General features: G+C 62.5%; 24 protein-coding genes, 1 tRNA gene and 2 pseudogenes. 24 read left to right on the plus strand and 3 right to left on the minus strand.

Translation table 11 applies throughout. The features are described from left to right. The 14 genes from ACKODO_RS08705 to ACKODO_RS08770 all read left to right on the plus strand — a co-directional run. Window positions 1–375, plus strand: a 375-nt coding sequence (locus ACKODO_RS08705; protein ID WP_408983048.1) for an ABC transporter permease, incomplete at its 5' end; no start/stop codon positions are given. Between the two features lie 10 nt (window positions 376–385). Continuing rightward, window positions 386–859 carry an ABC transporter ATP-binding protein gene (locus tag ACKODO_RS08710; RefSeq protein WP_408983049.1) on the plus strand — a complete coding sequence of 158 codons (474 nt, stop codon included), beginning with the start codon at window positions 386–388 and terminating at the stop codon, window positions 857–859. Then, window positions 753–1,442 carry an ABC transporter ATP-binding protein gene (locus tag ACKODO_RS08715; protein WP_408983050.1) on the plus strand — a complete coding sequence of 230 codons (690 nt, stop codon included), beginning with the start codon at window positions 753–755 and terminating at the stop codon, window positions 1,440–1,442. Before ACKODO_RS08710 ends, ACKODO_RS08715 begins: the two co-directional genes overlap by 107 nt. A gap of 41 nt (window positions 1,443–1,483) precedes the next feature. After that, a complete protein-coding gene (locus ACKODO_RS08720; protein WP_408983051.1) occupies window positions 1,484–2,521 on the plus strand; it encodes a GlxA family transcriptional regulator in 1,038 nt (345 codons plus the stop codon). 109 nt (window positions 2,522–2,630) lie between these two features. Then, window positions 2,631–3,881, plus strand: a complete 1,251-nt coding sequence (locus tag ACKODO_RS08725; RefSeq protein WP_408983052.1) for a sarcosine oxidase subunit beta family protein — start codon at window positions 2,631–2,633, stop codon at window positions 3,879–3,881. A 15-nt stretch (window positions 3,882–3,896) separates the two neighbouring features. Beyond that, the gene (locus tag ACKODO_RS08730; protein WP_408983053.1) at window positions 3,897–4,190 is read left to right on the plus strand and encodes a sarcosine oxidase subunit delta; all 294 of its coding nucleotides are present in this window, start codon (window positions 3,897–3,899) and stop codon (window positions 4,188–4,190) included. Then, entirely contained in the window at window positions 4,187–7,168 is a 2,982-nt protein-coding gene (locus ACKODO_RS08735) for a sarcosine oxidase subunit alpha family protein (RefSeq protein WP_408983054.1), read from the plus strand. Before ACKODO_RS08730 ends, ACKODO_RS08735 begins: the two co-directional genes overlap by 4 nt. After that, entirely contained in the window at window positions 7,161–7,742 is a 582-nt protein-coding gene (locus ACKODO_RS08740; RefSeq protein ID WP_408983055.1) for a sarcosine oxidase subunit gamma, read from the plus strand. The genes ACKODO_RS08735 and ACKODO_RS08740 overlap by 8 nt, the downstream gene beginning before the upstream one ends. A 16-nt stretch (window positions 7,743–7,758) precedes the next feature. After that, the gene (locus ACKODO_RS08745) at window positions 7,759–9,132 is read left to right on the plus strand and encodes an L-serine ammonia-lyase (RefSeq protein ID WP_408983056.1); all 1,374 of its coding nucleotides are present in this window, start codon (window positions 7,759–7,761) and stop codon (window positions 9,130–9,132) included. Window positions 9,133–9,160: 28 nt separating this feature from the next. Continuing rightward, on the plus strand, window positions 9,161–10,450 hold the full coding sequence (glyA, locus tag ACKODO_RS08750; protein ID WP_408983057.1) for a serine hydroxymethyltransferase: 1,290 nt from the start codon (window positions 9,161–9,163) through the stop codon (window positions 10,448–10,450). A gap of 212 nt (window positions 10,451–10,662) precedes the next feature. After that, window positions 10,663–11,547, plus strand: coding sequence for a formyltetrahydrofolate deformylase (gene purU, locus ACKODO_RS08755; protein ID WP_408983069.1), 885 nt, complete (start codon window positions 10,663–10,665; stop codon window positions 11,545–11,547). Window positions 11,548–11,737: 190 nt separating this feature from the next. Next, window positions 11,738–12,793, plus strand: coding sequence for an ATP-binding cassette domain-containing protein (locus ACKODO_RS08760; RefSeq protein WP_408983058.1), 1,056 nt, complete (start codon window positions 11,738–11,740; stop codon window positions 12,791–12,793). Window positions 12,794–12,825: 32 nt separating this feature from the next. Beyond that, entirely contained in the window at window positions 12,826–13,209 is a 384-nt protein-coding gene (locus ACKODO_RS08765; RefSeq protein ID WP_408983059.1) for a hypothetical protein, read from the plus strand. A gap of 11 nt (window positions 13,210–13,220) precedes the next feature. After that, the gene (locus ACKODO_RS08770; protein ID WP_408983060.1) at window positions 13,221–14,492 is read left to right on the plus strand and encodes an ABC transporter permease subunit; all 1,272 of its coding nucleotides are present in this window, start codon (window positions 13,221–13,223) and stop codon (window positions 14,490–14,492) included. A 3-nt stretch (window positions 14,493–14,495) separates the two neighbouring features. Here ACKODO_RS08770 and ACKODO_RS08775 read toward each other — a convergent pair whose 3' ends face one another. Next, the gene (locus ACKODO_RS08775) at window positions 14,496–14,765 is read right to left on the minus strand and encodes a dual specificity protein phosphatase family protein (protein ID WP_408983061.1); all 270 of its coding nucleotides are present in this window, start codon (window positions 14,763–14,765) and stop codon (window positions 14,496–14,498) included. On the opposite strand from ACKODO_RS08775, the gene ACKODO_RS08780 reads away from it, so the two are divergent. Then, complete coding sequence (locus tag ACKODO_RS08780) at window positions 14,670–14,903, plus strand: hypothetical protein (RefSeq protein ID WP_408983071.1); 234 nt, start codon at window positions 14,670–14,672, stop codon at window positions 14,901–14,903. The genes ACKODO_RS08775 and ACKODO_RS08780 overlap by 96 nt on opposite strands. Before the next feature lie 357 nt (window positions 14,904–15,260). Beyond that, window positions 15,261–16,142, plus strand: a pseudogene (locus ACKODO_RS08785) (extracellular solute-binding protein); the annotation flags it as partial. A 600-nt stretch (window positions 16,143–16,742) separates the two neighbouring features. On the opposite strand, the gene ACKODO_RS08790 reads toward ACKODO_RS08785, so the two are convergent. Further along, window positions 16,743–16,817 (minus strand) — tRNA-Gly (locus tag ACKODO_RS08790). Window positions 16,818–16,978: 161 nt separating this feature from the next. Here ACKODO_RS08790 and ACKODO_RS08795 point away from each other — a divergent pair. The 4 genes from ACKODO_RS08795 to ACKODO_RS08810 are packed head-to-tail and all read left to right on the plus strand — an operon-like array spanning window position 16,979 to window position 19,397. Beyond that, window positions 16,979–17,506, plus strand: a complete 528-nt coding sequence (locus ACKODO_RS08795) for a prolyl-tRNA synthetase associated domain-containing protein (protein ID WP_408983062.1) — start codon at window positions 16,979–16,981, stop codon at window positions 17,504–17,506. A gap of 60 nt (window positions 17,507–17,566) precedes the next feature. Further along, on the plus strand, window positions 17,567–18,475 hold the full coding sequence (trxA, locus tag ACKODO_RS08800; RefSeq protein WP_408983063.1) for a thioredoxin: 909 nt from the start codon (window positions 17,567–17,569) through the stop codon (window positions 18,473–18,475). A 22-nt stretch (window positions 18,476–18,497) separates the two neighbouring features. Beyond that, a complete protein-coding gene (locus ACKODO_RS08805) occupies window positions 18,498–19,163 on the plus strand; it encodes an LON peptidase substrate-binding domain-containing protein (protein WP_408983064.1) in 666 nt (221 codons plus the stop codon). A 24-nt stretch (window positions 19,164–19,187) separates the two neighbouring features. Beyond that, complete coding sequence (locus ACKODO_RS08810; RefSeq protein ID WP_408983065.1) at window positions 19,188–19,397, plus strand: Trm112 family protein; 210 nt, start codon at window positions 19,188–19,190, stop codon at window positions 19,395–19,397. A gap of 60 nt (window positions 19,398–19,457) precedes the next feature. Here ACKODO_RS08810 and ACKODO_RS08815 read toward each other — a convergent pair whose 3' ends face one another. Further along, on the minus strand, window positions 19,458–20,672 hold the full coding sequence (locus tag ACKODO_RS08815; protein ID WP_408983066.1) for an FAD-dependent monooxygenase: 1,215 nt from the start codon (window positions 20,670–20,672) through the stop codon (window positions 19,458–19,460). Window positions 20,673–20,799: 127 nt separating this feature from the next. On the opposite strand from ACKODO_RS08815, the gene tesB reads away from it, so the two are divergent. The 4 genes and pseudogenes from tesB to ACKODO_RS08835 all read left to right on the plus strand — a co-directional run bounded on the left by tesB (window position 20,800) and on the right by ACKODO_RS08835 (window position 26,561). Next, a complete protein-coding gene (gene tesB, locus ACKODO_RS08820; protein ID WP_408983067.1) occupies window positions 20,800–21,672 on the plus strand; it encodes an acyl-CoA thioesterase II in 873 nt (290 codons plus the stop codon). A gap of 342 nt (window positions 21,673–22,014) precedes the next feature. Beyond that, window positions 22,015–22,353: a P-II family nitrogen regulator gene (locus ACKODO_RS08825; protein WP_408983068.1), complete on the plus strand. Its 339-nt coding sequence runs from the start codon at window positions 22,015–22,017 to the stop codon at window positions 22,351–22,353. A gap of 64 nt (window positions 22,354–22,417) precedes the next feature. After that, complete coding sequence (locus tag ACKODO_RS08830) at window positions 22,418–23,869, plus strand: ammonium transporter (RefSeq protein ID WP_408983070.1); 1,452 nt, start codon at window positions 22,418–22,420, stop codon at window positions 23,867–23,869. 200 nt (window positions 23,870–24,069) lie between these two features. Then, window positions 24,070–26,561, plus strand: a pseudogene (locus ACKODO_RS08835) (DNA translocase FtsK). Window positions 26,562–26,784: the final 223 nt, after the last annotated feature.

A 26,784-nucleotide genomic window follows, 5' to 3' on the forward strand; every position in this document is an offset into this window, starting at 1 on the left:
CATCGTCTTGGCGCCCTTCCCTGGACACTCCGCCACGTGACCGCTTCCCTCAGCGGGATTGACCATTCGATCTCGGAGGCCGCCGCCAGCCTCGGCGCGGGACCCGTGACGATCTTCTTCCGGATCGTTCTTCCGGTCATCAAGCCTGCGCTCATCGCCTCGGCGCTTTTTGCCTTTGTCGCCTCGTTCATCGACCTGGAGAAATCGTTGTTCCTTGTCGGCCCGGGGCGAACCACGCTCCAGATCGCGATTGTCTCCTATCTCGAATGGAACCTAGACTCGACGATTGCGGCTGTCGCGACGGTGCAGATCGCGATCATCGCGGCCCTTCTGCTCATCACCAACCGCTACGCTCAGCTCAACCGCGCATTCTGAAGGACGTGTCATGTCAGAAATCATGCTCTCGGACGTCTGCAAGCACTACGGCGAGGTCGTTGCGGTTCAAGCCACCAGCCTCAGGATCGAGGAGGGAGAGTTGGTTACCTTCCTCGGTCCCTCAGGTTGCGGAAAGACCACCACGTTGCGAATGATCGGCGGCTTTGTGGATGTCACGTCGGGCCGCATCCTTGTCGGCGGAAGCGACGTGACACGCCTGCCACCGGCCAAACGCAATATGGGTTTCGTTTTCCAGAACTATGCCCTCTTTCCGCACATGACTGTGGCGGAGAATGTCGCGTTCGGGCTTGAAATGCGGAAGATTGCCAAGGTCGAGATCGCAAGCCGGGTCAATACGGCGCTGAGCCGGGTTCGTCTTGCCCACCTCGCCGACCGGCTGCCCAAGCAACTCTCGGGCGGCCAGCAGCAGCGCGTCGCCTTGGCGCGCGCTGGTCATCGAGCCCACTGTCCTGCTTCTGGATGAGCCGCTCTCCAATCTCGATGCCAAGCTTCGACAGGAAATGAAGACCGAGATCCGAGTGCTGCAGAAATCGCTCGCCCTGACAACGATCTTCGTTACGCATGATCAGGACGAGGCGATTTCTGTTTCCGATCGCCTCGTCGTGATGAGTGCGGGCAAGGTCGAGCAGATCGGGACCCCTCGCGAGGTGTTCGAGCGGCCGGCTTCGGCATTCGTCGCGGATTTCATGGGGTTTGCCAATCTGGTTCCGGTCAGGATCGACGGCGAAGGGCGAGGGCAGCTCCGAAACGGCATGAGCATCGCCATCGACAAGGCATCCCCGATCCGAGGTGAGGGCCTTCTCGCGCTTCGGGCGGAGCACATGAGCCTCTCGTCTCAGCCGATGAATGGCAAAATGAACGCGACGGAAGCGACCGTCGAGACACTCACATACCGTGGATCGTTCATTGATTATCTGGTGCGGCTGGACGACGATACGCGTCTTCAGGTGCGTGGCGAGGCACAATCGCCCTTCATGCCCGGACAACGAACCTTCGTCGCCTGGCAGCCGGAAGCGGGGACCCTTGTCGCCTCGGCTCAGGCCTGAGGTTATTGCAACGCGCCGCACCTTGGCGCAAGCTGATCGAAATGTCGTCGATTGCCTCCCCGAAGCCCGATATCACCGCAACGCGCCTCCGCGTGGGTTTTGTTCTGGCGCGCCATTTCACGCTGACGGCCTTTGCGAATTTCATCGATACGCTCCGTCTTGCCGCTGATGAAGGCGATCGCTCGCGCCCCATTCATTGCAAATGGGTCGTGATGTCGGCGACCGGGCACGCGATTGCCTCGAGTTCGGGCGTGCAGATCGTGCCGGAAGCCGGCCTGACCGACCCCAGGCAATTCCACTACATCGTCGTGGTCGGTGGCCTGCTGCATCGCGGCGAACAGATCGATGAAGCCACCGCGAAGTATATCCGGCAAGCCGCAGCGGCGGGAACACCCCTGATCGGGGTTTGTACGGGCTCGTTCATCCTCAAGCGCCTCGGACTCCTGGAAGAACGCAAGACCTGCGTTTCCTGGTATCATCGCAGCGACTTTATCGAAGAATTCGGCGTCGCGCCGATTGCCGACCAGCTTTATGTCATTGATGGCGACCGGATCACCTGTTCGGGTGGCGCCGGCGTCGTCGATCTTGCCGCGGAACTGGTCGAGAAGCATGTGGGTGCACAGGCGGCGAGAAAGAGCCTCAATGTCATGCTGCTGGATGAGCAGCGCGCCGCCCACTCGGCCCAGCCGACACCGCATGTTGCGCCAACAGCCGCGGATGCGCGCGTCCGGCGGGCTGCCCTTGCCATGGAACAGGCCATGGCCAACCCCATCGCGATTGCCGACCTCGCTGCCCGGATCGGTGTCAGCGAACGGCAGCTCGACCGGTTGTTCCGCATTGAACTCGGTGCCAGCCCGGCGGAAACCTATCGCACCATGCGGCTCGACTATGGCCATTGGCTGCTTTCGAACACGAAGCGCAGCATCGGCGAGATTGCCGCCATGACGGGATTTGCCGATGGCGCGCATTTCGCCCGCGTCTATCGCAAGCGTTTTGGCGTGAACCCCCGGGGGATCCGCCAGCGTGGCGATATCACCAACGCTGAAGCCCCAGCCGATCGCCGTCTTTTCAAATCGTGACCCGTCAAATCCTGACTCGGCGGGGATAATTTACAAGTTAAATGGCGGGAATATTCTCGAATTGATCGCCCAAGACGCGCATGCTCCACAAAATTTGGAGCGTCGCGCCATGAAGTTTTCCGCTCTTTCTGTTTTTCTGCAAGGCCTCAAGGGCAATCGCGACTGGCCGGCCCAATGGCGAATGCCAGAGCCGAAAGCGTCCTATGACGCAATTATCGTCGGTGCGGGCGGGCATGGCCTCGCCACGGCCTATTACATGGCAAAGGAGCATGGCCTGCGGAACATCGCCGTTCTCGAAAAAGGCTGGCTTGGCGGCGGAAACACCGGGCGCAACACGACGATTGTCCGCTCCAACTACCTCTGGGAAGAATCAGAGGGCATCTACGAACATGCGATGAAGCTCTGGGAAGGCCTCAGCCACGAGTTGAACTACAACGTCATGTATTCCCCTCGCGGCGTGATGATGCTGGCGCACAACATCCACGATGTGCAGGTTTTCAAGCGCCATGTGCACGCAAACCGCCTCGCCGGCATCGACAATGAATGGCTGACGGCAGAACAGGCGAAGGAATTCTGCCCGCTGCTCAACATCGAAAAAAACATCCGCCACCCGGTCATCGGGGCATCGCTGCAACGGCGCGGCGGGACCGCCCGCCATGACGCGGTAGCCTGGGGCTATGCGCGTGGGGCGGATCGCCTCGGGGTCGATATCATCCAGAATTGTGAAGTGACCGGCATCCGGCGCGACGCCTCGGGCGCCGTTTCCGGGGTTGAAACGGCGAAGGGCTTCATCGCCACCAGGCGCGTCGGGGTCGTCGCGGCAGGCCATACCTCCGTCATCATGGCGATGGCCGGGGTGCGCATGCCGCTCGAAAGCTATCCGTTGCAGGCGCTGGTGTCCGAGCCCGTCAAGCCGATGATGTCCTGCGTGGTGATGTCGAACACGGTCCATGCCTACATGTCGCAATCCGACAAGGGCGAACTGGTCATCGGTGCCGGGACGGATGCCTACACCTCCTATTCGCAGACCGGCGGGCTTCATATCGCCACCCATACGCTGGACGCGATCTGCGAGCTTTTCCCGGCGGTGCGTCGCCTCCGGATGCTGCGTAACTGGGGCGGTATCGTCGACGTGACGCCGGATCGCTCGCCCATCATCGGCAAGACGCCGGTGCCGGGTCTGTTCGTCAATTGCGGTTGGGGCACGGGCGGGTTCAAGGCGACGCCGGGATCCGGCCATGTCTTTGCCGATCTCGTGGCGCGCGGCGAACCCAATGCCATCGCGGCTCCCTTCACCATGGATCGTTTTCGCACCGGCCGCCTCATCGACGAGGCAGCGGCCGCGGCGGTTGCCCATTAACAGGAATACAGACCGATGCTGCTGATCCGTTGCCCTTATTGCGAGATGGACCGCCCCGAACTGGAGTTCCGCTATGGTGGCGAGGCGCATGTCGCTCGCCCGCCGGACCCCATGGCGACCACAGACAAGGAATGGGCCGAGTATCTCTATTTCCGGTCCAACCCGCGCGGGCTTCATGCCGAACGCTGGCGCCATATCCACGGCTGCGGCCGGTTCTTCAATTGCATCCGCGATACGGTGAGTGACCGGATCACCCTGACATACAAGGCAGGCGAAGCGCGGCCGACCCTCGACAAAGGTGCGGCATGAGCGAACCATTCCGGATTGCGGGCACCAAAGGGCGCCCGATGCGCTTCGTTTTTGACGGAATCGCCTATCAGGGCCGCGCGGGCGATACGCTGGCCTCGGCCCTCCTCGCCAATGGCGTGCATCTCATCGGCCGTTCCTACAAATATCATCGTCCCCGCGGCATCCTTTCTGCTGGTGCCGAGGAGCCAAATGCCCTGGTGGCCGTGACACGCGGACCGGGGCGGATGACGCCGAACCTGCGCGCGACTCAGGTCGAGCTTTTCGACGGGCTCACGGCCTCGAGCCAGAATTGCTGGCCATCGCTCGCCTTCGATGCGGGCGCGATCAATGATCTTGCCGGCAAGTTCTTCTCCGCAGGGTTCTACTATAAGACCTTCATGGGTCCGAAGGCGGTGGGGAACACGCTCTGGACGAAGGTGTTCGAACCCATCGTGCGGCAGGCCGCAGGTCTTGGAGCCCGCACGACCGAGCCGGACCCGGATCGTTACGCCCAGTTCCATGCCCATTGCGATGTCCTGATCTGTGGCGCCGGCCCTGCTGGCATCGCAGCGGCGCTGGCGGCGGGCCAATCCGGCAAGGATGTCATTCTGTGTGATGAACAGGCCGAACTGGGTGGTTCGCTGCTGCATGAAGCAACGGCCAGCATCGACGGCAGACCGGCGCGGGATTGGCTGGCGGGGGCGTTGGCCGAACTGCGAAGCTTTGCCAATGTGCGCCTGATGCCGCGCACGCAGGCTTTCGGCTATTACGCGCAAAACTTCGTGGCGCTGTCGGAACGCGTCGCGGATCACCTCCCGGAAATGCCTGAGGGAGCGCGCGAGCGACTCTGGCAGGTGCGTGCGAAGGAAGTGGTGATCGCGACGGGCGCGATCGAACGCCCGCTCGTCTTTCCTGGCAATGACCGCCCCGGCGTGATGCTCGCCGAGGCCGCGCGCCTTTATCTCAACCGACACGGCGTCAAGGTTGGTTCGCGCGTGGTGATCGTGACCGCGCATGACAGCGCATATCGTGTGGCACTCGACCTGGCCGCGGCAGGAACCACCGTCGCCGCCATCGTCGATACCCGTGCCAATCCGCCAGCGGCGCGTTTGGAAGAAGCGCGGAAGGCTGGCTTGCGGGTTGTCACGTCAGGCACGGTGATCGGCACAAGGGGCCGGCTTCGGGTTTCGAGCGTCGGGATCGCCGTCGTCACCGGCGGCGTGGTCGGCCAGCCCGAATGGCTGGCTTGCGACGCTCTTCTGATGTCGGGCGGCTGGACGCCGAGCGTGCATCTCTACTCGCAGTCTCGCGGCAAGGTCGTCTGGAGCGAGGATCGCCAGATGTTCCTGCCGGGCGTCTCGGTGCAGGCCGAGCGTTCCTCCGGCGCGTGCAAGGGGACATTCGCCCTGTCGGAGATCCTGAAGGAGGGGTATCGGGCCGGGGAAGAGGCTTCAGGACTGGAAAGCCGCCGTGATTTTGACGTTGCCGGCGATTCCGGGACAGACGGTGGCACGATGGGGCGCCTACCCCGGCCGGCCGGCGGCAAGGGCAAGGCCTTTGTCGATTTCCAGAACGATGTCAAAGCCGATGATATCGATCTTGCCGTTCAGGAGGGCATGCGCTCGATCGAGCATGTGAAGCGCTACACCACCACCGGCATGGCGACGGATCAGGGCAAGACCTCGAACCTCAACGCGCTGGCCATCGCGGCGGACAGGCTCGGCAAGAGCATCCCGCAGGTTGGGCTGACGACCTTCCGCCAGCCCTATACGCCGGTGACCTTTGGTGCGTTCGCCGGGGCCAATCGGGGCGATCTTTTCGACCCCGTGCGGCAAACCCCGATCCATTCCTGGGCCGCGGAAAACGGCGCGGCTTTCGAGGATGTCGGCATCTGGAAACGCGCCTGGTATTTCCCGCGGGCCGGCGAGGACATGCACAAGGCGGTGCTGCGCGAGTGCCGGCAGGCGCGCGCGACCGCTGGTATTTTCGATGCCTCCACCCTCGGCAAGATCGAGGTTGTGGGACCGGATGCCGCCGCCTTCATGGAAAAGCTCTACACCAACCCATGGGCAAAGCTCGAGCCGGGTCGTTGCCGCTATGGCCTCATGCTCAACGAAGCGGGCTTCGTGATCGATGACGGCGTCATCGCCCGGATGGCCGATGACCGGTTCCACGTCACCACCACAACGGGTGGTGCGCCGCGCGTGCTGCACCACATGGAGGATTACCTCCAGACCGAGTTCCCCGAACTCAAGGTCTGGCTCACCTCCACCACCGAGCAATGGGCGGTGATCGCGGTTCAGGGGCCTAAGGCGCGGGAGATCATCGCGCCGCTGGTGAACGGCATCGACCTTTCGAAGGACGCGATGCCGCATATGTCCATCCGCGAGGGCATGGTTTGCGGCGTGCCGGCCCGCGTGATGCGCGTGAGCTTCACCGGCGAGCTTGGCTACGAGATCAATGTGCCAGCCGATTACGGGCGCTCTGTCTGGGAGGCGGTCTGGGCCGAAGGGCGCAAGTTTGACGCGGTTGCCTATGGGACCGAGGCGATGCACGTCATGCGTGCCGAAAAGGGTTACATCATCATCGGGCAGGAAACTGACGGCACGGTGACGCCGGATGATCTCGGCCTCAACTGGGCCATCGGCAAGGCGAAAAAGGACTTTGTCGGCAAACGCTCGCTGACCAGGCCCGACATGGTCGTCGAAGGGCGCAAGCAGCTGGTCGGACTGCTGACCGAAAACCCTGCAACGGTTCTCGAGGAAGGCGCGCAGATCACGGCCGGGGCCACACCCGCAACGGGCACCCGCGCGCTTGGCCACGTCACCTCGTCCTATGAAAGCCCGGCGCTGGGGCGTTCGATCGCGCTGGCACTGGTCGCAGATGGCCGCAAGCGCATGGGCGAAACGCTTTACGTCCCGATGCCAGGTGGAGCGATCGCCGTGAAGATCGTCGCGCCGGTATTTGTCGATCCCAAAGGAGACCGGATCAATGAGTGAGACCGGATCGATGGTCGATCATGCTGGCATGCCAGCCAGCCGGCATGGGCCGCTCGATGGCCTTTCCCTGCCAGGGCAAACGGATTTCTCCGTTTCCCGGGCTGTCCACGCGGCGCGGTTCATCCTGCGCGGAGAGAGCATTCACGTCTCCGCATTCGGGCCGGAAGTGCCGGACAGATTGCGGGCGAGCACGGCCGGATCCCGAGCCGCGCTGTGGCTTGGGCCTGATGAATTCCTGCTCCTCGCCCCTGGCGAGGATGCAGAAGCCATCAGCAACACGCTGAAACCGTCGCTTCCGGCTGCAAGCACCGCGCTGGTGGATGTTTCCCATCGGCAGATCGGCCTGACACTGGAAGGAAGGCTTGCCGCGCGCTGCCTCTCGGCAGGGTGCCCACTCGATCTCGGCCTTGCCTCCTTCCCGATCGGCATGGCGACGCGGACGATCTATCTCAAGAGCGAAATCGTGCTCTGGCGGCAGGCCGATGCCCGCTTTCATGTCGAGGTCTGGCGGTCTTTCGCTCCCTATCTCGTCGGCCATCTGGCCGATGCCCTGCGCAGCACAAACGGGCTTTGAGGCAAGGGAGCGGGGCATGATCGGAATCTTCGACCTTTTCAAGATCGGAATCGGACCCTCCTCCTCCCATACGGTCGGGCCCATGAAGGCCGCCTCTTCTTTCGTCGCGGCGCTCGAAGCCGGCGGATTCACCCCTGGCGTCGTCCGTGTTGTCACGACGCTCTATGGTTCACTGGCATGGACCGGAAAAGGCCACGGCACCGCCAAAGCGGTGATTCTCGGGCTTGCCGGATTGCACCCTTCGACAATCGACCCCGAAGCGGCGGAGGAAATCGCCGGCACGGTCGCTACCGCGAGACGGCTTCGCCTCGGCGGCAAGGGGCTCATCGCCTTCGATGCGGAAGCCGACATCGTCTTTGACCTTATCACGAACCCGACTTTTCACCCCAACACCCTTGCCTTCACGGCTCTGGATGCGGCGGGCGAACCGCTGTTCAGTCAGCGATGGTGCTCCATCGGCGGTGGCTTCATTGTTCTTGAGGGGCAGAATGAGCTACCGGTCGAGGTGAATGCCAAGGCTGTTCCCTATCCCTACCAGAGCGCTGCCGAACTGCTGGCGATCGGCCAGGCTTCCGGCCTTGCAATCGCGGAGATCGTCCGCGCCAACGAGGAGGCCTTGCGTCCGGCGGTGGAAGTTGCGGCCTATCTCACGGCCATTGCCGAGGTGATGTTCGCCTGCGTCGATCGAGGATTGAACGCCGAAGGGGTGCTTCCCGGTGGTCTTCAGGTCAAGCGCCGCGCCGCAGCGATCTTTCGAAAGCTCAAGCAGCAGCATTCCGAGAACGATTTCGCCGCGCATCAGGTCATGGATGTCATCTCGGTCTTCGCCATCGCGGTGAATGAGGAGAATGCGGCGGGCGGGCGGGTCGTCACGGCGCCGACAAATGGCGCTGCGGGCGTTATTCCGGCCGTTCTGCGCTATTACCGCGATTTCTGGCCCGGCGCGGACGAAGCGGGCATCGCACGCTTCCTGCTCACCGCAAGCGCGATTGGTGTCCTGTTCAAGCTCAATGCGTCCATTTCCGGCGCCGAGGTGGGTTGCCAGGGCGAGGTGGGCGTGGCGGCCTCGATGGCGGCGGCAGGGCTCTGCGCGGCATGGGGCGGCACCAATGCCCTGATCGAGAATGCTGCCGAGATCGCGATGGAGCATCATCTTGGCATGACCTGCGATCCGATCGGCGGTTTGGTGCAGATCCCCTGCATCGAACGCAATGCGTTCGGCGCGGTCAAAGCCGTCAATGCGGCCTCGATGGCCCTGAAGGGCGACGGGACGCACAAAGTCAGTCTCGATCAGGTCATTGCGGCGATGCGCCAGACCGGCGCCGACATGCACCATAAATACAAGGAAACCTCGCAGGGCGGTCTCGCGGTCGCCTTCGTCGAATGCTGAGGCAAAGAATGCCGTGGAAGGAACCCCGATGACCGCTCTCAACCGTTCGAACAGCTTTTTCTCGGCATCCGTCGCAGATGTCGACCCCGAAATCGCCAGGGCCTTGCAACTCGAACTCGGGCGCCAGCGCGATGAAATCGAGCTGATCGCATCCGAGAACATCGTCAGCCGCGCGGTGCTCGAGGCGCAAGGTTCGGTTCTGACGAACAAATACGCCGAGGGTTATCCCGGCCGGCGCTATTACGGCGGCTGCCAGTTTGTCGATATCGCCGAGGATCTGGCGATTGCCCGCGCCAAGCAGCTGTTCGGCTGCGGATTTGCCAATGTGCAGGCGAATTCCGGTTCTCAGGCCAATCAGGCGGTGTTTCTCGGCCTCCTGAAGCCGGGTGACACCTTCATGGGACTTGATCTCGCCGCCGGGGGTCATCTCACCCATGGCGCAAAGCCCAACATGAGCGGAAAGTGGTTCAATGTCGTGAGCTATGGCGTTCGGCCGGACGACCATCGGATCGACATGGACGCTGTGGCGCGCCTTGCCGAAGAACACCGGCCCAGGATGATCATCGCCGGTGGATCGGGCTATTCCCGCCATTGGGATTTCGCACGGTTCCGCGAGATTTGCGATGCGATCGGCGCCTGTTTCATGGTGGATATGGCGCATTTTGCGGGGCTTGTCGCAGGTGGCGCGCATCCCTCGCCGTTCCCGCATGCCCATGTTGTCACCACCACGACCCACAAGACCCTGCGGGGACCACGGGGCGGTATGGTGCTCACGAATGACGAGGACATCGCCAAGAAGATCAATTCGGCGATTTTCCCCGGCTTGCAGGGCGGCCCGCTCATGCATGTCATCGCAGCCAAGGCGGTCGCCTTCCAGGAGGCGTTGCAACCGTCCTTCCGGGCCTACGCGCAAGCGGTGGTCGAAAATGCACAGGAACTGGCGAAGACATTGATGGAAGCCGGCTTTGCCATCGCTTCCGGCGGCACGGAGAATCACCTGATGCTGGTCGACCTGCGCCCGAAAAAGCTCACGGGCAAGGCAGCCGAAGCCACGCTGGGTCGCGCGCACATCACCTGCAACAAGAACGGCATCCCTTTTGACCCCGAGAAGCCGACCATCACATCCGGCATTCGCCTCGGTTCGCCCGCCGCCACGTCGCGCGGCTTTGGCAAGGCGGAATTCCGGGCAGTCGGCGCGTTGATCGCGGAAACACTGAATGGCCTTGCAGCCCATGGCGAAGAGGGGAACGCGGCGACGGAAGCCGCCGTGAAGCACAAGGTCGAGTCGCTGCTGCGTCAGTTCCCGATCTATGCCTGAACGGGCAATTCCCATGTCTCCCGAAGCCCATCCGCGGTCGGATCGCCCTGTCCCGGATTGGCGCCTTCGCCCATCACGGCGACTGCGAGGAGCGAAAGAAAGCCCCGCAGCATGGGAGGTCCTGTCCCCCGGCTATCAGCGTCGAGATCTCGGTATTGCTTCGTGCGAATTGAATGGTTGAACGGCAAGGCGACAAGGGCAGGAACGACATGGTGGCAGGTTTCGCTCTTACGGTCTCTTGTGCTTCAAGGCGGGATATTGTGGCGTCAATTGCTTCCTATCTGGCGCGGATGGGATGCAACATCACAGATAGTGCCCAATTCGATGACAGGGAAACCGGCCGTTTCTTCATGCGCATGAGCTTCCTGAGCGAGAAAGGCCGGCCCCTCCGCGCCATCGAGCAGGGCTTTGCGGAATTGGCGAGCCCCTTCGGGATGGACTACCTGTTCCATGATGAATCGCGGAAGATGAAAGTCATCATCATGGTTTCGCGCTTCGGACATTGCCTGAACGACTTGCTGTATCGCTGGCGGATTGGCGCGCTGCCGATCGATATTGTTGCCGTTATTTCCAATCATCTGGATTATCAAAAACTGGTCGTCAATCACGATATTCCTTATCATTACATCAAGGTGACAAAGGAAAACAAGGCTGAGGCAGAAGCCAGACAGATCAGGATTATCGAGGAGACGGGCGCCGAACTGGTTGTGCTTGCGCGGTACATGCAGGTTCTCTCTGCCGAGATGTGCCAGATGATGTCTGGCAGGATCATCAACATCCACCATTCCTTCCTGCCCAGCTTCAAGGGCGCCAATCCCTATCGGCAGGCTTTTGAACGGGGCGTCAAGCTGATCGGCGCGACCTCGCATTATGTCACGATCGATCTCGATGAAGGACCGATCATCGAGCAGGACATCGTGCGGGTAACGCATGCCCAAAGCTCGGAGGATTACGTCGCGATTGGCCGCGACGTCGAGAGCCAGGTTCTGGCGCGCGCAATTCATGCGCATATCCATGGACGCGTGCTCCTCAATGGAACAAAGACGATCGTCTTTCCCGCAAGTCCAGGCAGTTATGCCTCGACACGAACCGGATAAGCCAAAGGCTTGCTTCGAGATATACGGAGACGGCGATGCGCGGCATTGCGCTTCCTTATGGACCGATTTCGGAATTTAATTGGAGCCTGTATTTGGCGTCGGAATAGTCTTGGGCTGGGATCGGAAATGTTGGCGCGTCGCCAAGCACCCAGGGTTCGCGATTCGTTGAGGCCGTCTCTTGAGCGCATACTTGGCTGTATCTGCCGGTCGCAAGTCATTTGGCGCCTTTACGGCGTTGGATGGGATCGCGCTTGACATCCTTGAAGGCGAATTCATCTGTTTCCTGGGCCCTTCTGGGTGCGGAAAAACGACCTTGCTGCGCTGCATTGCCGGCCTTGAATCGATGGATTCGGGGCGTATTGTTCAGGGCGGCATTGACATCACGAAGCTTCCGCCATCAGTCCGCGATTTCGGCATCGTCTTTCAGTCCTACGCCCTGTTTCCGAACCTGAGCGTTCATGACAACATTGCCTACGGGCTGGTGGCGCAGGGGCAACCGCGCCCAATGATTGTCGAGCGCGTGGCCGAACTCGTGGCGCTTGTCGGTCTGCGGGGGCAGGAAGCCAAGTATCCGGCGCAGCTTTCGGGTGGGCAACAGCAGCGGGTGGCGCTGGCGAGAGCGCTTGCCCCGATGCCGGGGCTGCTGCTTCTGGACGAACCCCTTTCGGCCCTTGACGCCAAGGTCCGCACGCATCTGCGCAGGGAATTACGGGACGTGCACCGGAAAGTTGGCCTGACCACCATCATGGTGACGCATGACCGAGAGGAGGCCTTGACGCTTGCCGATCGTATCGCCGTGATGAATGCTGGTCGGTTCGAGCAGATCGGCGCGCCATCCGAGGTCTATAATGAACCTGCGACACCTTTCGTTGCCGATTTCATTGCCGCGATGAACCTTTACGAGGCGACGCGGATCGATAATGAGCGGATCCGGTGCGGTTCGGTCGAACTCGGCGTATCGCGCGCTCTCCCCGGGGCATCAGGCCCATTGACCTGCGGGTTCAAGCCCGAGGATGCCAGCCTCGCCTTCGAGGCCGCCGCTGGTGAAAACGTCATTCCCTGCCAGGTCATGGATATCGAGAACCTGGGGTCGATGATGCGCGTCTATCTTGCTGCCCCGCTGGGGACGGCGGATGTCCGGATTGATGTTCCTTTATCCGGGGCAAGCGTGATCCCGAGACGTGGGGAACGGATTTTCATGCGCATCCCACCGGAAAGCATCCGGCTCTACGGGCCGGGCGGATGACAGTTCTCACGAACCATCCGGCAGCAATCAGGTTGCGCGCCGATCGCGATGGATTGCTGCTCGTCGTGCTTCTGGTCGCATACAGTCTTTTCTTCCTGCTGACTGTTCTCGTGCCGCTGGGGCTGATTCTGCTCCGCAGCTTTCAGGATCGGAGCGGCAATTTCGTTGGCCTCCTCAATTGGCAGAAGTATTTCAGCTCGGCGTCGCTCGTCAGCTCGTTCGGGCATAGCTTTCTTGTGGCAGCGGTCACAACCGTCATCGTGCTGATGCTGGGATTTGCCTATGCCTATGCATTGTGCCGCACACGAATGCCATGGCGCCCCTTCTTCAAGATCATGGCGATGGCACCGCTTCTGATGCCGGGTCTGCTGAAGGCAATCGCGCGATCTACTGGTTCGGCAATCAGGGCGCCCTGAAAGAGGCGCTGATGGGCGCTTCAATTTACGGCCCGATCGGAATTGTCATGGCGTCGACAATATGGACATTGCCGCATGCCATCCTGGTGCTCTCGGCGGCGATGATGCTCTCCGATGCGCGCCTCTTCGAGGCGGCCGCCTGCCTTCGGGCGGGCCCGCTGCGCACCTTCCTGACAGTAACCCTGCCGGGCCTGCGCTATGGGCTGATCTCGACGGGGATCTTCGTCTTCATCCGCGTTTTCACGGATTTCGCCATTCCGAAGGTGATCGGGGGCAACTATAACGTTCTGGCGACGGATATCTACAAGGAGGTCGTGGGCCAGCAGAACTTCGAGATGGGCGCTGTCGTGTCGATGATGCTGCTGATCCCGGCGCTCCTTGCCTTCATGATCGATCGCGCCATCGCGGAGGGCCGCGGCGAAGGGATGACGGCGCGTGCCGTACCCCATGAGCCAAGACCTTCGCGCCTCCGGGACATGACCTATTTTTTCTATTGCGCCTCAATTGCCTTCATCATGCTGGCGGTGATCGTCATGGGCCAACTCGCCGCATTGTTCCGGTTCTGGCCATATAATCTCTCTCTGACCTTTGATCACTATACATTCGATATGCAAGGCGTGGGTTGGGAAAACTTCCGCAACTCGCTGGTTCTCTCGATTTTTGTCGCCACGATCGGCACCGTGCTGTCCTTCGTGAGCGCGTATCTCGTTGAAAAGCCGCTGGGTCACAGGGGCCTGCGCGGAGCGATCCATGCCGTGGCTCTCATGCCCATGGCGATTCCGGGGCTGGTGCTCGGCCTCGGCTACCTGCTGTTCATCAACGCTCCCGGAAACCCTCTGGGTTTTCTCTATGGCACCGTGACCATCCTCGTGATCAACACGATCAGCCTCTATTACACCGTTCCGCATCTGACTGCCCGGACCGCATTGCGGCAGATCGACAAGGAGTTCGAAGCGGTTGCCGCATCCCTGAAAATGCCGCTTTGGCGCAATTTTTTCCGGGTCACGGTGCCGATCTGCCTGCCGGCCATTCTCGATATCTGGGTCTATCTTTTCCTCAGCGCGATGACGACGGTTTCAGGTGTGATCTTCCTCTATGGCATCCATAGCTCGCTGGCGTCCCTGGCGGTCGTTCATATGGATGAAGCCGGCCGGCTTGCCTCCGCAGCCGCCATGGGAACGCTGATCCTCTATGCCTGTGTCGCGGTCCGTCTTCTGCATGTTCTTGTTGCGCGCGGGATCATCCTGAAAACCCAGAAATGGCGAGGCCAAGGCGATGGTTGATCCTCACCGTGCTCCACCAGGGCGAGCATCGAGCAGAAACCGGATCTGGTCTTCACTTTCTATCGTCCCCGGCCGCACCGCGCGGACAGCGTCTATCGCTTGCCGGGGGGACATGTTGAAGCGGTCAATCAAAACCAACGCCACCATCGTTCCCGTGCGTCCGAGGCCGGCAGCGCAATGGAAGAGAACGTTTTCACCTTTCCCCAGAACATTCTCGACTTCGTCGAGCAGGCGGCGAAGCCGGCCCGCCGGTTGGGAGACGGGGATGCCCATATTCACGATCGGAAAGTGTTGCTAACGAAACTGTCGCAATGCCACCTTCCGTGGCAATTCCGGCACGCCCAGCCGGCCAAACTCGTCTTGCTCGATCAAGCTAACCATCAAGCCGACACCTTGCGCCTCAATCGCTGAAAGGTCGGCGTCAAGAGACCGTTGCCAATTCCGCCCCAAAGCATCCGGGCCTGAACGCCCGGGCGCATGTGTCATGCCGATCCGACCGCTGGAAGGCGTCGGAATTGTGTCAATGATCAAGGGTCCTGACAAAAATCGCCCTACGTGCATCGAAGACTACCCAAATTCATCGCATTCATCATCAAGTCACCACAGACAGGAGAGCTGCTGATGTCAATATTCTACCGAATCATTCTGGCAAGCCTGGGCGCCATTGCGATGGTGTCCATCATGAAACCTTCCCATGCCGGGGAGCTGACAATCTATGCTGGCGCTGAAGCCGACAATATCTAGTATTTCTCTGAAGTTTTTGCAAAGGCCCATCCAAACATCAAGTTGAACTGGATCAGGGATTCGACTGGCATCATCGCGGCCCGCGTACTTGCGGAAAAAGACAACCCCAAGGCCGACGTTCTGTTCGCCATGGCGGTGACGAGCATGACCGGATTTGCCAAGATGGGCATGTTCGAATCCTACAGCCCGAAGGGCATTGAAAAACTCAATCCTCTCTTCCTCGACGGAAAGACGCCCGCAGAATGGGTTGGCCATTATGGCTGGGCCAGCGCCATGTGCTTCAATACGATTGAGGCGGGCAAGGGAAAAATGCCGCGCCCTGCCAGCTGGGCAGACCTGACCAACCCGGTCTACAAGGGCAAGATCACCATGCCAAATCCCGCTTCATCCGGCACCGGCTATTTGATGGTGGCGGCATGGATCCAGATGTTGGGCGAGGCAAAGGCCTGGGAATTCATGGACAAGCTGCATGAAAATGTCGGCGTCTACAGCCACAGCGGCTCGAAGCCTTGCGAACAGGCCGCATCCGGCGAGTATGTGATCGGCCTCTCCTTTCCGTTCCGCGCCATCCGGCTGAAGGAACAAGGGGCACCGATCGACATCATCCTGGCTCAGGAAGGCACCGGATGGGAAATGCAGACCGGCGCCATCATGAAGGGAACGAAAAACCTGGCCGATGCCAAGACCTTCATGGATTGGTCGCTGACCGAAGAGGCCATGAAGGCCTATGGCAGTCGATATGAGGTGACAGCCGCCCCTGTCGAGCTCCAGCGGTCGAAATTCTTCCCCGCCGATCTCGAAAAGAAGCTGATCAAGAACGATTTCGCCTGGGCCGCCTCCGAACAGGGCTGCATTCTCGCGGAATGGCGGAAACGTTATGATACCAAGAGCGAACCGAGGAAATAACGGCAGTCCCGTCATCAAGAACTGGTCGCCACGGGGGTAAAGAAGCCCGGAGCCAGCAGGATTTGTGTTGTGAAATCTAAAATCCGGTCGCCGTAACTCGGTAGCTGGCTCCGGGGTTACGCAATGTCAGAAGTGACCGGGCATCAGCGCCCGGCCTACCCTTCCCGCGCGTCGAGCGTGCCAACTGTCGCTCCGCAGAACGATCCCGGGCGTCCGCCCTTGAGCGGACTCGGGTCTGATTGAACGAGACCATCCGTTCTCATTTCTTGTTGTTTCACGCATTTTCTTCGACCAACCGGTATCCAATGGATCGGAAAATGCTCTCAGCCAGCAGCTGCTCCCGCAGGGATGGAGCCTGATCGTAAGTCGCCGCGGGCGGCGAGTCTTTTTCTAAAAATTGTAACAGAAAACGCCCGACCGAGGCGCCTCGGAAATCTCGTTCAGAGCCCCCCGGCCATCGATACGCGGCACCCCGTGAGGCTTGATCAGAAGGTGAGCATCGGAAGGCTTCTGCCAAGGAGCTTGAAATGCGCCGCGATCAAGAAGGAAAGATGCGCCCGGAGGGGCGATTCACGTTTCTTGCGCGGAACAGGAAAAAACTGGAGCGGGTAAAGGGATTCGAACCCTTGACCCCAACCTTGGCAAGGTTGTGCTCTACCCCTGAGCTACACCCGCATCCATGCGACGTGACCGCCGATAACCGGTGTTTAGAACAAGAGCCGGCGAAAAGGCAAGAGGCATTTTGTGGCCATGAGCGGGGAGGCCGGCAGGGCTTGGCTTTCTGCGGCCAAGCGGGCAAAGAACATGCCGCAACTCCCCTTTCCGGACCGATCCGCATGAGCGCCGACCCTTCCGCCCCCGCCTACGCCCTGCTCGCCAAGCTGGGCATCACCCACCACACGGTGGAGCATCCACCTGTCTTCACTGTGGCTCAATCGCAAGAATTGCGCGGCACCCTGCCCGGCGGGCACACCAAGAACCTCTTCACGAAGGATAAGGCCGACCGGCTCTTCCTGATCACCGCCGAGGAGGACAGCCCCATCGACCTCAACGCGACAAGCAAGCTCCTGGGCACCAAGGGCCGGCTTTCCTTTGCCAGCGCCGAACTCCTCCGCGAGCATCTCGGCATCGAGCCCGGCTCGGTGACGCCGCTTGCGCTTGTAAATGACAAGGCGGGACTCGTCACTTTCATCCTCGAGAAACGCCTTCTCGAGCACGAGATCATCAATGTGCATCCCCTCGTCAATTCACGCACCACGGCCCTGAAACGCGAGGAGTTGCTCGCCTATATCGCGGCGACAGGCCATTCGGTTCAGGCGATGGAGCTTCCCCATCGCGTGGTTGAGCCCGAGGCCGGGGGCTGAAATCTGCCGTGACGGGTTGCAACCTTCCCGCTTGAATTCCACATAACACCACAAGGCCGCTTGCGGCTGGACGAAACAGGGTTCCGAGCCATGACCGACGCCACCGCCCTCGTGAAGGACACGACCACTAAGGATTTCCGCCAGGATGTGCTGATGGAATCGATGAGCCAGCCCGTGCTGGTCGATTTCTGGGCCCCCTGGTGCGGGCCCTGCAAGCAGCTGACCCCCGTGATCGAGAAAGTGGTGGCGAGCTACAAGGGCAAGGTGAAGCTCGTGAAGATGAATATCGACGAGCATCCGCAGATCGCGGGCCAGCTTGGCGTGCAATCGATTCCCGCCGTCTTCGCCTTCCAGCGCGGCCAGCCGATTGACGGCTTCATGGGTGCCCTGCCCGAGAGCCAGATCAAGGGCTTCATCGAGCGGCTCGTCGGCCCGGCCGGTCCTGATCTCGCCGCTGTGCTGGCCGAGGCGCAGGCTCTGCTCGAGAGTGGCGACGCGGCGGGCGCGATGGAGTTCTTCGCAGCCATTCTCGCGGAGGAGCCGGAGAACATGGATGCGCTCGGCGGGTTGATCCGCGCGCAGATCCTCGGAGGCGCGTTGATGCAGGCCGAGCAGATGCTGGCCCGCGTTCCTGCCGAGAAGGCCGAACACCCGGCCGTTGCCGGCGCACGCGCCGCGCTCGATCTTGCAAGGCAGGTGGAGGCCCTTGGCGATCTCAACACGCTGCAGAGGCAGGTCGAGGCCAATCCGCTGGATCATCAGGCCCGCTTCGATCTCGCGCTCGCGCTCAACGCGCGGGGTTGCAAGGAAGAAGCCGTGGAAGCGCTGATCGCGATCATCAGGAAGGATCGCGCCTGGAACGAGGACGGCGCGAGAAAGCAACTGCTGCAATTCTTCGAGGCCTGGGGCAACCAGGACGATGCAACCGTCGCCGGTCGTCGCCGGCTCTCCGCCACCCTGTTCGCCTGATCTGACAGGAGGAGGCTTCGGCATGCCCAGTTCGTCGAGCCCCTCGGGCCTCATGCTGCCGGATACGCTGCCGCTTTTCCCGCTGCCGGGGGCGCTGCTGCCGCGTGGGCAGATACCGCTGAACATCTTCGAGCCGCGCTACCTCGCGATGGTCGATGCCGCGCTCGCCGGCAGCCGCCTCATTGGCATGGTCCAGCCCGATCCGGGCGTGGTCGATCGCATCGGCCTGCCGCAGATCTACAGGGTGGGCTGTGCCGGGCGCATCACGCAATTCGCGGAGACCGGCGACGGGCGTTACCTTATTCAACTCACCGGCATCAGCCGGTTCCGGATCGTCGAGGAATTGTCGGTCATCACGCCGTTCCGGCAGGCACAGGTGGATTTCGCGCCCTATTCGGCGGATCGCAGCCCCGGCGCGGGAGAGAACGAGGTGGATCGCGAGGGCATGCTCGCGGCGCTCCGCAAGTTCTCGGATGCGAACAAGGCTCCGATCGACTGGGGCTCCATCGAGCAGGCCGGCAACGAGGCGCTGGTCAACGGCCTTTCCATGATGTCGCCCTATGGCGTGCGCGAGAAACAGGCGCTGCTGGAAGCGGAAACGCTGAAGGATCGCGCCGAGATGCTCATCGCCATTACCGAGATGGATCTCGCCCGCAAGGATGGTGACGAAGAGCCGCGTCTGCAGTAAAGCCGGCGCAACGAGGGATTTCCGATGAGCGAACAGACGACCGACACCCAATCCGGCCCCGAGCGCAGCGTGGATCCGAAGCTGCTGGAATTGCTCGTCTGCCCTTTGACCAAGGCGACACTTGATTATGACGCCGTGCGCCAGGAACTCGTGAGCCGTCCCGCGAAGCTCGCCTATCCCGTGCGTGATGGCATCCCGATCATGCTGCCAGAGGAAGCACGCCGGATCGACTGAAGCGTTTTCAAGCGAAGCGGGAGCCGGTTCGCGTGCGGAAAACGCGACCGAGCCGCAAGATCAGATCGGTTCGCCACGGAAGAGCCGCGGCTCATGCGCGCCACGCCCGGCCGCCGCCTGCCGAAACATCGCTTTTAGCCGCTCCGAGCGGTTGACGAAGTTCAATCCGGCATCGCGCAACACGCGCAGCGGGCCAGCATCATTCGAGAAGAGGCGGTTGAGCCCCTCGGTCGCAGCGGCCATCGCCGCCGCCGCCGGTCGCCGCCGCGCCTGATAGGCTTCCAGCAAGGCCGGATCGCCGGGGTCGAGCCCCAGGCGCAGGTGCTCGATCACGAGTTCGGCCAGCGTCGCAGCATCCCCAAAGCCGAGATTGAGCCCCTGCCCCGCGAGAGGGTGAACGACATGCGCCGCATCCGCCACCAGAGCAAGGCGCGGACCCACGAATCGCCGCGCGAGACCCAGCGAGAGCGGGTGGCTCGAAATCCGGCCAATCCCGGTGATGGTGCCGCGCCAGCCCGCCGCGCGCCGATCGATCTCTGCGCGCAGCTCGTCCGGTGGCAAGGCGAGCATGCGCCTTGCAACATCGGAACGCTCGCTCCAGACCATCGAGGAGCGGCCCTCCTCGAGCGGCAGCAGCGCGAAGGGACCACCGGGCAGGAAATGCTGGATCGCCTCGCCATGATGCTGGCCTGAATGCTCGACGATCCCCGTGATCGCCACCTGCCCATAGGCCCAGCCATGCACGGGAATGCCGGCGATGCGACGCACAGCCGAGCGCGCGCCATCCGCGCCGATCAGCAGCGAAGCCTTCCGCCGGCCGCGATTCGTCTCGACGAGCAGGCTGTCACCCTCCTCGCGCAAAGAGCGGATGATCTCCGGCCGCACGGTCACGCTGGCTCCCGCCAGTGCCGCGCGCAGCGCCTTCTGCAACAGACCGAGCGGCACGAGATGGGCAAGCGGCTCGCCCTCGTCCGCCTCGAATCCGAGGCTCAGGGGCCGGATTTCAGCCGCGAGCGCGGTATCGGAGAGGGCAATCGAGCGCATGGGATGGGCCCCGGCGGCGAGAGCCGGCCAGACGCCGAGCGATTGCAGAAAGCGGCAGGAGCCGGCATTCAGCGCGAGAATGCGCGAATCCGGCTCGCGCATCGTTTCTGCCACGCCGTCCATCGCGTCGAGGACAGCGATATCCGAAGCCGGGAGGCCGGCGCGCAACATGGCCAGCGCCGTCGCCGCGCCAGCCGGGCCTGCGCCAGCAATGAGGATTCGCTCAGACATGGCCATGCCTCCTCCCTGTCGGACCTAGCGCGCGCGGCGGGCGCTGCCAACCCGGCGGAACGGGCGACTTGACGCAGCACAAGCGGGAAGCGCAGAAAACCTTCCTCACCCGCTGGCCGGACCTTGCATGACACCTGTCGAAACGCTTCTCTCGATCCTCGATCTTGAACGGCTTGAGGTAAACTTCTTCCGCGGGCACTCCCCTCTCGTGGGCTGGAAGCGCGTTTATGGCGGGCAGGTGGTCGCGCAGGCCTTGGTCGCGGCGAATCGCACGGTGGAGGGGCGCCGGCCGCATTCGCTGCATTGCTATTTCCTGCTCGGTGGCGATCCCTCCATCCCCATCATCTACGAAGTCGAACGCATCCGCGACGGGCGCAGTTTCACCACGCGGCGCGTCTTGGCGATCCAGAAGGGCGAGGCGATCTTCGCGATGTCCGCCTCCTATCACGCGGAGGAGCCCGGCCTGCATCATCAGGCGACGATGCCGAAGGTGCCGGGCCCGGATGACCTGCCGACCGAGGCAGACCTGAAGAAGCTCTATCTCGACAGCCTGCCGCCGGGCCGGGCGGCCTATTGGCGTCGCGAACGCCCGATCGAGGTGCGTCCGGTGGACCCCTCCGGCTTCTTCGATCGTCGAAAGCAGGCGAGCGCGCATCACCTCTGGTTCCGCGCCACCGGCCGCCTCCCGGATGATCCGGCGACCCACGCGGCCGTGCTCGCCTATGCCTCAGACATGTCGCTGCTCGACAGCGCGATGGTCGCCCATGGCAAGAGCGTGTCCGATCCTGACATCATGCCCGCGAGCCTTGACCATGCTTTGTGGTTCCATGAGGATTTCCGCGCGGATGAGTGGTTGCTCTACGCGCAGGAAAGCCCGTGGTCCGGCCATGCGCGGGGCCTGGGGCGCGGGCTGATCTACACGAAGGATGGTCGCCTGATCGCCTCCGTCATTCAGGAAGGCCTTGTGCGGGTGATCAAGCCGGAACCGTCGCGCTTCTGATCATCCAGGATCGCCCTTCCGGGCAGGTCGCCTGTTTTCTGATCACAGGCGCAATCAAGCGATGAAATATTAGGCAATATGCCGCCCAGGCCGGCGCAATTCATGGCTCTTCAAGGCTAAAACAGCGCAATTACCCCGGATTTGCACCGTCCTTCTCCGTTCCGTCTCCGATTCGCTTTCGTTCTCGGCCCGAAAGCGCCGCGATTCCGCCCCTCATGCGGCAATGCCGTGGAGGCCTCGGTCAGTTTGGCACAGAGATTGTTTAGCCTCCATTCAGGTGTGTCCCGCGGGCGGTGCGCACCAAAGAACATTTCTGTTGGATGAATCCGTTTGGAGAGAGGCATGAAGCTCGTCACAGCCATCATCAAGCCGTTCAAGCTCGAGGAGGTGCGAGACGCCCTCACTGCCCTGGGCGTGCACGGAATGACCGTTACGGAAGTCAAGGGTTACGGCCGCCAGAAGGGCCATACCGAAATCTATCGCGGGGCCGAATACGCCGTCAGCTTCCTTCCGAAGATCAAGCTCGAAGTCGCGACTGAATCTGCCCTCGTGGACAGGGTGATCGAGGCGATCACCTCGGCCGCGCGCACCGGCCAGATCGGCGACGGCAAGATTTTCGTCCAGCCGGTGGAGCGGGCGCTCCGTATCCGCACCGGCGAGCGCGACAACGACGCGCTTTGATCCCTCCCCTTCCGTCGATCGTTTCCCGACCAATCTGGAGCCACCAATGATGTCCAAGCGTTCAATGACGGGCGTGGCCGGAGCGATGAGCCTCCTCGCGCTCTCGGTGATGCCGGCCCTCGCAGAAGCCGCACCCACGCCCAACAAGGCCGATACCGTCTGGATGATGGTCTCGACCATCCTCGTGCTGCTGATGACCATTCCAGGCCTCGCGCTGTTCTATGGCGGCCTTGTGCGCTCGAAGAACATGCTCTCGGTGCTCACGCAGGTTCTGGCCACGGTCTGCCTCGTGTCGCTGATCTGGGTAACTTACGGCTATTCGCTGGCCTTCACGGCGGGCGGCAGCCTTAACGATTTCGTTGGCGGTTTCGACAAGATCTTCCTGAAGGGTGTCACGCCGGAATCGACGGTCGCCACCTTCTCGAATGGCGTCGTCATTCCCGAACTCGTCTATGTCGCCTTCCAGATGACCTTCGCCTGCATCACGCCGGCGCTGATCGTCGGCGCCTTCGCCGAGCGCATGAAGTTCTCGGCGCTGCTCGCCTTCACCGCGCTCTGGGTTACGATCGTCTATTTCCCGATGGCGCACATGGTCTGGTATTGGGCCGGCCCGGATGCCCTGGGCAACGCCGCGAAGGCTGTCGCCTCGGCCACCGACGCCGCCACCAAGACCGCCGCGCAGGCGAAGGTCGATGAAGTGACGGCCGATGCCGGCATGCTCTTCAAGTGGGGCGCGCTGGATTTCGCGGGTGGCACCGTGGTGCATATCAATGCCGGCATCGCGGGCCTTGTGGGCTGCATCATGATCGGCAAGCGCATCGGCTACGGAAAGGAACTGATGGCGCCACACTCGCTGCCGATGACCATGATCGGCGCGGCGCTCCTCTGGGTGGGCTGGTTCGGCTTCAATGCCGGCTCGAACCTCGAGGCCTCCGCCGGCGCCGTGGTCGCGCTCGTCAACACCTTCGTCGCCACCGCTGCGGCCGGCTTCGCCTGGCTCGTCATCGAGTGGATGGGCAAGGGCAAGCCCTCGCTCCTGGGTCTGGCTTCAGGCGTGGTGGCCGGCCTCGTCGCCGTTACCCCGGCCTCGGGCTTTGCCGGCCCGATGGGCGCCATCATCCTCGGCCTCGTATCGGGTGTTGTCTGCTACTTCGCCTGCACCACGCTGAAGAACGCGTTGGGCTATGATGACAGCCTCGATGTGTTCGGCGTGCATTGCGCGGGCGGCATCGTGGGCGCGATCGGCACAGGCATCCTCGTGAACACCGCGCTCGGCGGCGTTGGCATCCCCGACTACACGTCCAAGCCGGGCGAACTCGCGGTCGGTGCCTATGACATGGGCACCGCCGTCTGGGCCCAGATCAAGGCCGTGGTCTTCACGCTGCTCTATTCTGGTATTCTTTCCGCGATCCTGTTCAAGGTCGTGGATGTCGTGATCGGCCTGCGCGTCCCGCAGGATCAGGAGCGCGAAGGCCTCGATATTGCCGAGCATGGCGAGCGCGCCTACAACCTCTGAGATCCAGTTGACGGTCGGGGCCGGCGTCTTCCTCCGCCCGCCCCGCCAAGACTGAAGGCGGACCTTCACCGGTCCGCCTTTTTTCATTTCGGCCCTCAGCACTTTCGCAAACAGAGCCTTAACCGGATTGCTCGATAACTGGAGATTGGCGAGCCGGCTCTCCCGTCGGCTCGAACCGCGCAAACCGGGATGGCTTCTCGATGCGGACGACGCGCCTCACTCAATCAAATTTGGGCAGGCTGCCCGACCAGATCCGCGAGGGCTTCGCGCGGCGCCTGCGCGATGGGCTGGGCCTTGCCCTGATCATTCTCGCGATCGCGCATGCCCTGGCGCTCGCGACATGGTCCGCCGGCGATCCCAGCCTCTCCACGACGGGCACCAGCAAGGTCTCAAACCTCCTGGGCTATCCCGGAGCGGTGATCGCCGATCTCTCGATGCAGCTGATCGGCCTCGGCAGCATCGCGCTGGCCATCGCCCTCGGTTCGTTGGGCTTGCGGCTTCTGGTGGTGGCCTCCGCCAGCGGGTGGAAATGGCGGCTCGCCGTTGCGATGATCGGCGTGCTCTCTGCGGCCTGCCTCGCCTCGGCCCTTCCCGCGACCGAGCGCTGGCCGCTTCCCACGGGGCTCGGCGGCGCGATGGGGGATGGCCTGCTGCAGATCGTCGGTATTCTCGGCCTTGCGGTGGATGGCCCTGTGCGCATCCTCGCCGTGCTTGTCGCGGGCCTGACCCTGGCGCTCGCCTTCCATGTGCAGTTCCACGGCCTATCGGATCGCGAGGAAAGCGATCTCGATGACGAGGAGGATGAGCGCGACGAGGAGCCCTCCTTCGCGATCCTCATGCTCGGGGCGCTCCTGCATTTCGGCTACACGCTGAAGGGCTTCATCGCCCGTCTCATTCCCGACCGGGCGGATCGTCCAGGCCTCAAGACGCGACTGCGTGATTTTCTGGCGAACCGCCAGCGCGACGAGGACACGAATCGCCTGCGCCGCGTGCCGAGGCCCCGCGGCCCGAGCCTGCGCCATTCGACCCCCTGCCTCTGGACGATGACGAGGAGGATGTCATCCCCGAGACCGTCGCGCCCCGCGTCACCCCGCCCATGGGCGCGCTGAAGGCCGGAAAACGCGAGCGCCGCGAGAACCAGATCTCGATCTTCGACCAGGAGGAATTCCAGTTCCCGCCGCTTTCGCTGCTGGCCGAGCCGAAGCGCGGAACGATGCCGCAGATTTCCACCGATGCGCTTGAACAGAATGCCCGCCTTCTCGAAAGCGTGCTGGAGGATTTCGGCGTGCGCGGCGAGATCATCAATGTCCGCCCCGGCCCCGTGGTGACGCTCTACGAACTCGAGCCCGCACCGGGAACGAAATCGAGTCGCGTGATCGGCCTCGCCGAAGATATCGCCCGCTCGATGAGCGCGGTGGCCGCGCGCGTCGCGGTCATCCCCGGTCGCAACGCCATCGGCATCGAATTGCCGAATGCCAAGCGCGAAACCGTATACCTGCGCGAACTTCTCGCCTGCGAGGATTTCGAGAAATCGAAGCTGAAGCTTTCTCTCTGCCTCGGCAAGACCATTGGCGGCGAGCCGGTGATCGTCGATCTCGCGCGCATGCCGCATCTGCTCGTCGCCGGCACCACCGGCTCGGGCAAATCAGTCGCGATCAACACCATGATCTGCTCGCTGCTCTACCGGCTGAGGCCGGAGGAGTGCCGCCTGATCATGATCGACCCGAAGATGCTCGAACTCTCGATCTACGAAGGCATTCCGCACCTGCTCACGCCGGTCGTCACAGATCCGAAAAAGGCCGTCGTCGCGCTCAAATGGGCGGTGCGAGAGATGGAAGACCGCTACCGGAAGATGTCGAAGGTCGGCGTGCGCAACATCGACGGCTTCAACGCACGGATCGCCGAGGCCAAGGAGAAGGGCGAGGTCATCACCCGCACCATCCAGACCGGCTACGACCCCGAGACGGGCGAGGCCGAATATGACGAAGAGATGATGGCGCTGGAGCCGCTGCCCTATATCGTCGTGATCGTTGACGAGATGGCGGATCTGATGCTCGTCGCCGGCAAGGAAATCGAAGGCGCGGTGCAACGCCTCGCGCAAATGGCCCGCGCGGCGGGCATCCATCTCGTGATGGCGACGCAGCGCCCTTCGGTGGATGTCATCACCGGCACGATCAAGGCGAACTTCCCCACCCGCATCTCCTTCCAGGTGACGTCGAAGATCGACAGCCGCACCATTCTCGGCGAGCAGGGGGCGGAGCAGCTCCTCGGCCAGGGCGATATGCTTTACATGGCGGGCGGCGGGCGCATTTCCCGCGTCCATGGCCCCTTCGTTGCCGATGGCGAGGTGGAGAAGATCGTCTCGCACCTCAAGATGCAGGGGCGTCCGGCCTATATCGACGACATCACCGCCGACGCGGATGGGGAAGGCGGGGAAGGCGGGGAGGATACCGCCGTGTTCGATCATGGCAATTTCGGCGAGGAAAGCGCGGATCTCTACGATCAGGCGATCGCCGTGGTCTTGCGCGACAGGAAGGCCTCCACCAGTTATATCCAGCGGCGGCTGCAGATCGGCTATAACCGTGCGGCCTCGCTGATCGAGCGCATGGAGCGCGAAGGAATCGTGGGGCCGGCAAACCATGCGGGCAAGCGCGAGATCCTGCTGCGCGGCGGAGAGAATGGAACGGATTGATTTCGCCGCCGTTCTTCCGCCACATGGCCAGGGTAGAAAGCGTCTAGTCCAGAGATCCGGAATTTCATGACAAAATCGGTTTCTTCGCGCGCCACTCTTCGCACCGCTCTCGCCGGTTTCCTGATGCTGGCCGGAATGGCCGGGGCAATGGCTCAGGCGGCCCTGCCGACGCCTCCGGTGCGCACGGCGCCGCCGAACAGCCCGTTCCGGGCTGATCCCCCCC

Origin of the sequence: Rhabdaerophilum sp., assembly GCF_046092605.1 — a bacterium.
In the GTDB taxonomy this organism is placed as follows: domain Bacteria; phylum Pseudomonadota; class Alphaproteobacteria; order Rhizobiales; family Beijerinckiaceae; genus Rhabdaerophilum.

Excerpts from the sequence above, each read along its gene's own strand:
- ACKODO_RS08735 (WP_408983054.1), top strand. The coding sequence starts at position 4,187 with ATGAGCGAACCATTCCGGATTGCGGGCACCAAAGGGCGCCCGATGCGC.
- ACKODO_RS08725 (WP_408983052.1), top strand. The coding sequence starts at position 2,631 with ATGAAGTTTTCCGCTCTTTCTGTTTTTCTGCAAGGCCTCAAGGGCAAT.
- ACKODO_RS08730 (WP_408983053.1), top strand. The coding sequence starts at position 3,897 with ATGCTGCTGATCCGTTGCCCTTATTGCGAGATGGACCGCCCCGAACTG.
- ACKODO_RS08805 (WP_408983064.1), top strand. The coding sequence starts at position 18,498 with ATGCCCAGTTCGTCGAGCCCCTCGGGCCTCATGCTGCCGGATACGCTG.
- ACKODO_RS08745 (WP_408983056.1), top strand. The coding sequence starts at position 7,759 with ATGATCGGAATCTTCGACCTTTTCAAGATCGGAATCGGACCCTCCTCC.
- ACKODO_RS08780 (WP_408983071.1), top strand. The coding sequence starts at position 14,670 with ATGGAAGAGAACGTTTTCACCTTTCCCCAGAACATTCTCGACTTCGTC.
- ACKODO_RS08770 (WP_408983060.1), top strand. The coding sequence starts at position 13,221 with ATGGGCGCTTCAATTTACGGCCCGATCGGAATTGTCATGGCGTCGACA.
- glyA (WP_408983057.1), top strand. The coding sequence starts at position 9,161 with ATGACCGCTCTCAACCGTTCGAACAGCTTTTTCTCGGCATCCGTCGCA.
- ACKODO_RS08810 (WP_408983065.1), top strand. The coding sequence starts at position 19,188 with ATGAGCGAACAGACGACCGACACCCAATCCGGCCCCGAGCGCAGCGTG.
- ACKODO_RS08710 (WP_408983049.1), top strand. The coding sequence starts at position 386 with ATGTCAGAAATCATGCTCTCGGACGTCTGCAAGCACTACGGCGAGGTC.
- ACKODO_RS08740 (WP_408983055.1), top strand. The coding sequence starts at position 7,161 with ATGAGTGAGACCGGATCGATGGTCGATCATGCTGGCATGCCAGCCAGC.
- tesB (WP_408983067.1), top strand. The coding sequence starts at position 20,800 with ATGACACCTGTCGAAACGCTTCTCTCGATCCTCGATCTTGAACGGCTT.
- ACKODO_RS08795 (WP_408983062.1), top strand. The coding sequence starts at position 16,979 with ATGAGCGCCGACCCTTCCGCCCCCGCCTACGCCCTGCTCGCCAAGCTG.
- ACKODO_RS08825 (WP_408983068.1), top strand. The coding sequence starts at position 22,015 with ATGAAGCTCGTCACAGCCATCATCAAGCCGTTCAAGCTCGAGGAGGTG.
- ACKODO_RS08830 (WP_408983070.1), top strand. The coding sequence starts at position 22,418 with ATGACGGGCGTGGCCGGAGCGATGAGCCTCCTCGCGCTCTCGGTGATG.
- ACKODO_RS08720 (WP_408983051.1), top strand. The coding sequence starts at position 1,484 with ATGTCGTCGATTGCCTCCCCGAAGCCCGATATCACCGCAACGCGCCTC.
- ACKODO_RS08815 (WP_408983066.1), bottom strand. The coding sequence starts at position 20,672 with ATGTCTGAGCGAATCCTCATTGCTGGCGCAGGCCCGGCTGGCGCGGCG.
- ACKODO_RS08775 (WP_408983061.1), bottom strand. The coding sequence starts at position 14,765 with ATGGGCATCCCCGTCTCCCAACCGGCGGGCCGGCTTCGCCGCCTGCTC.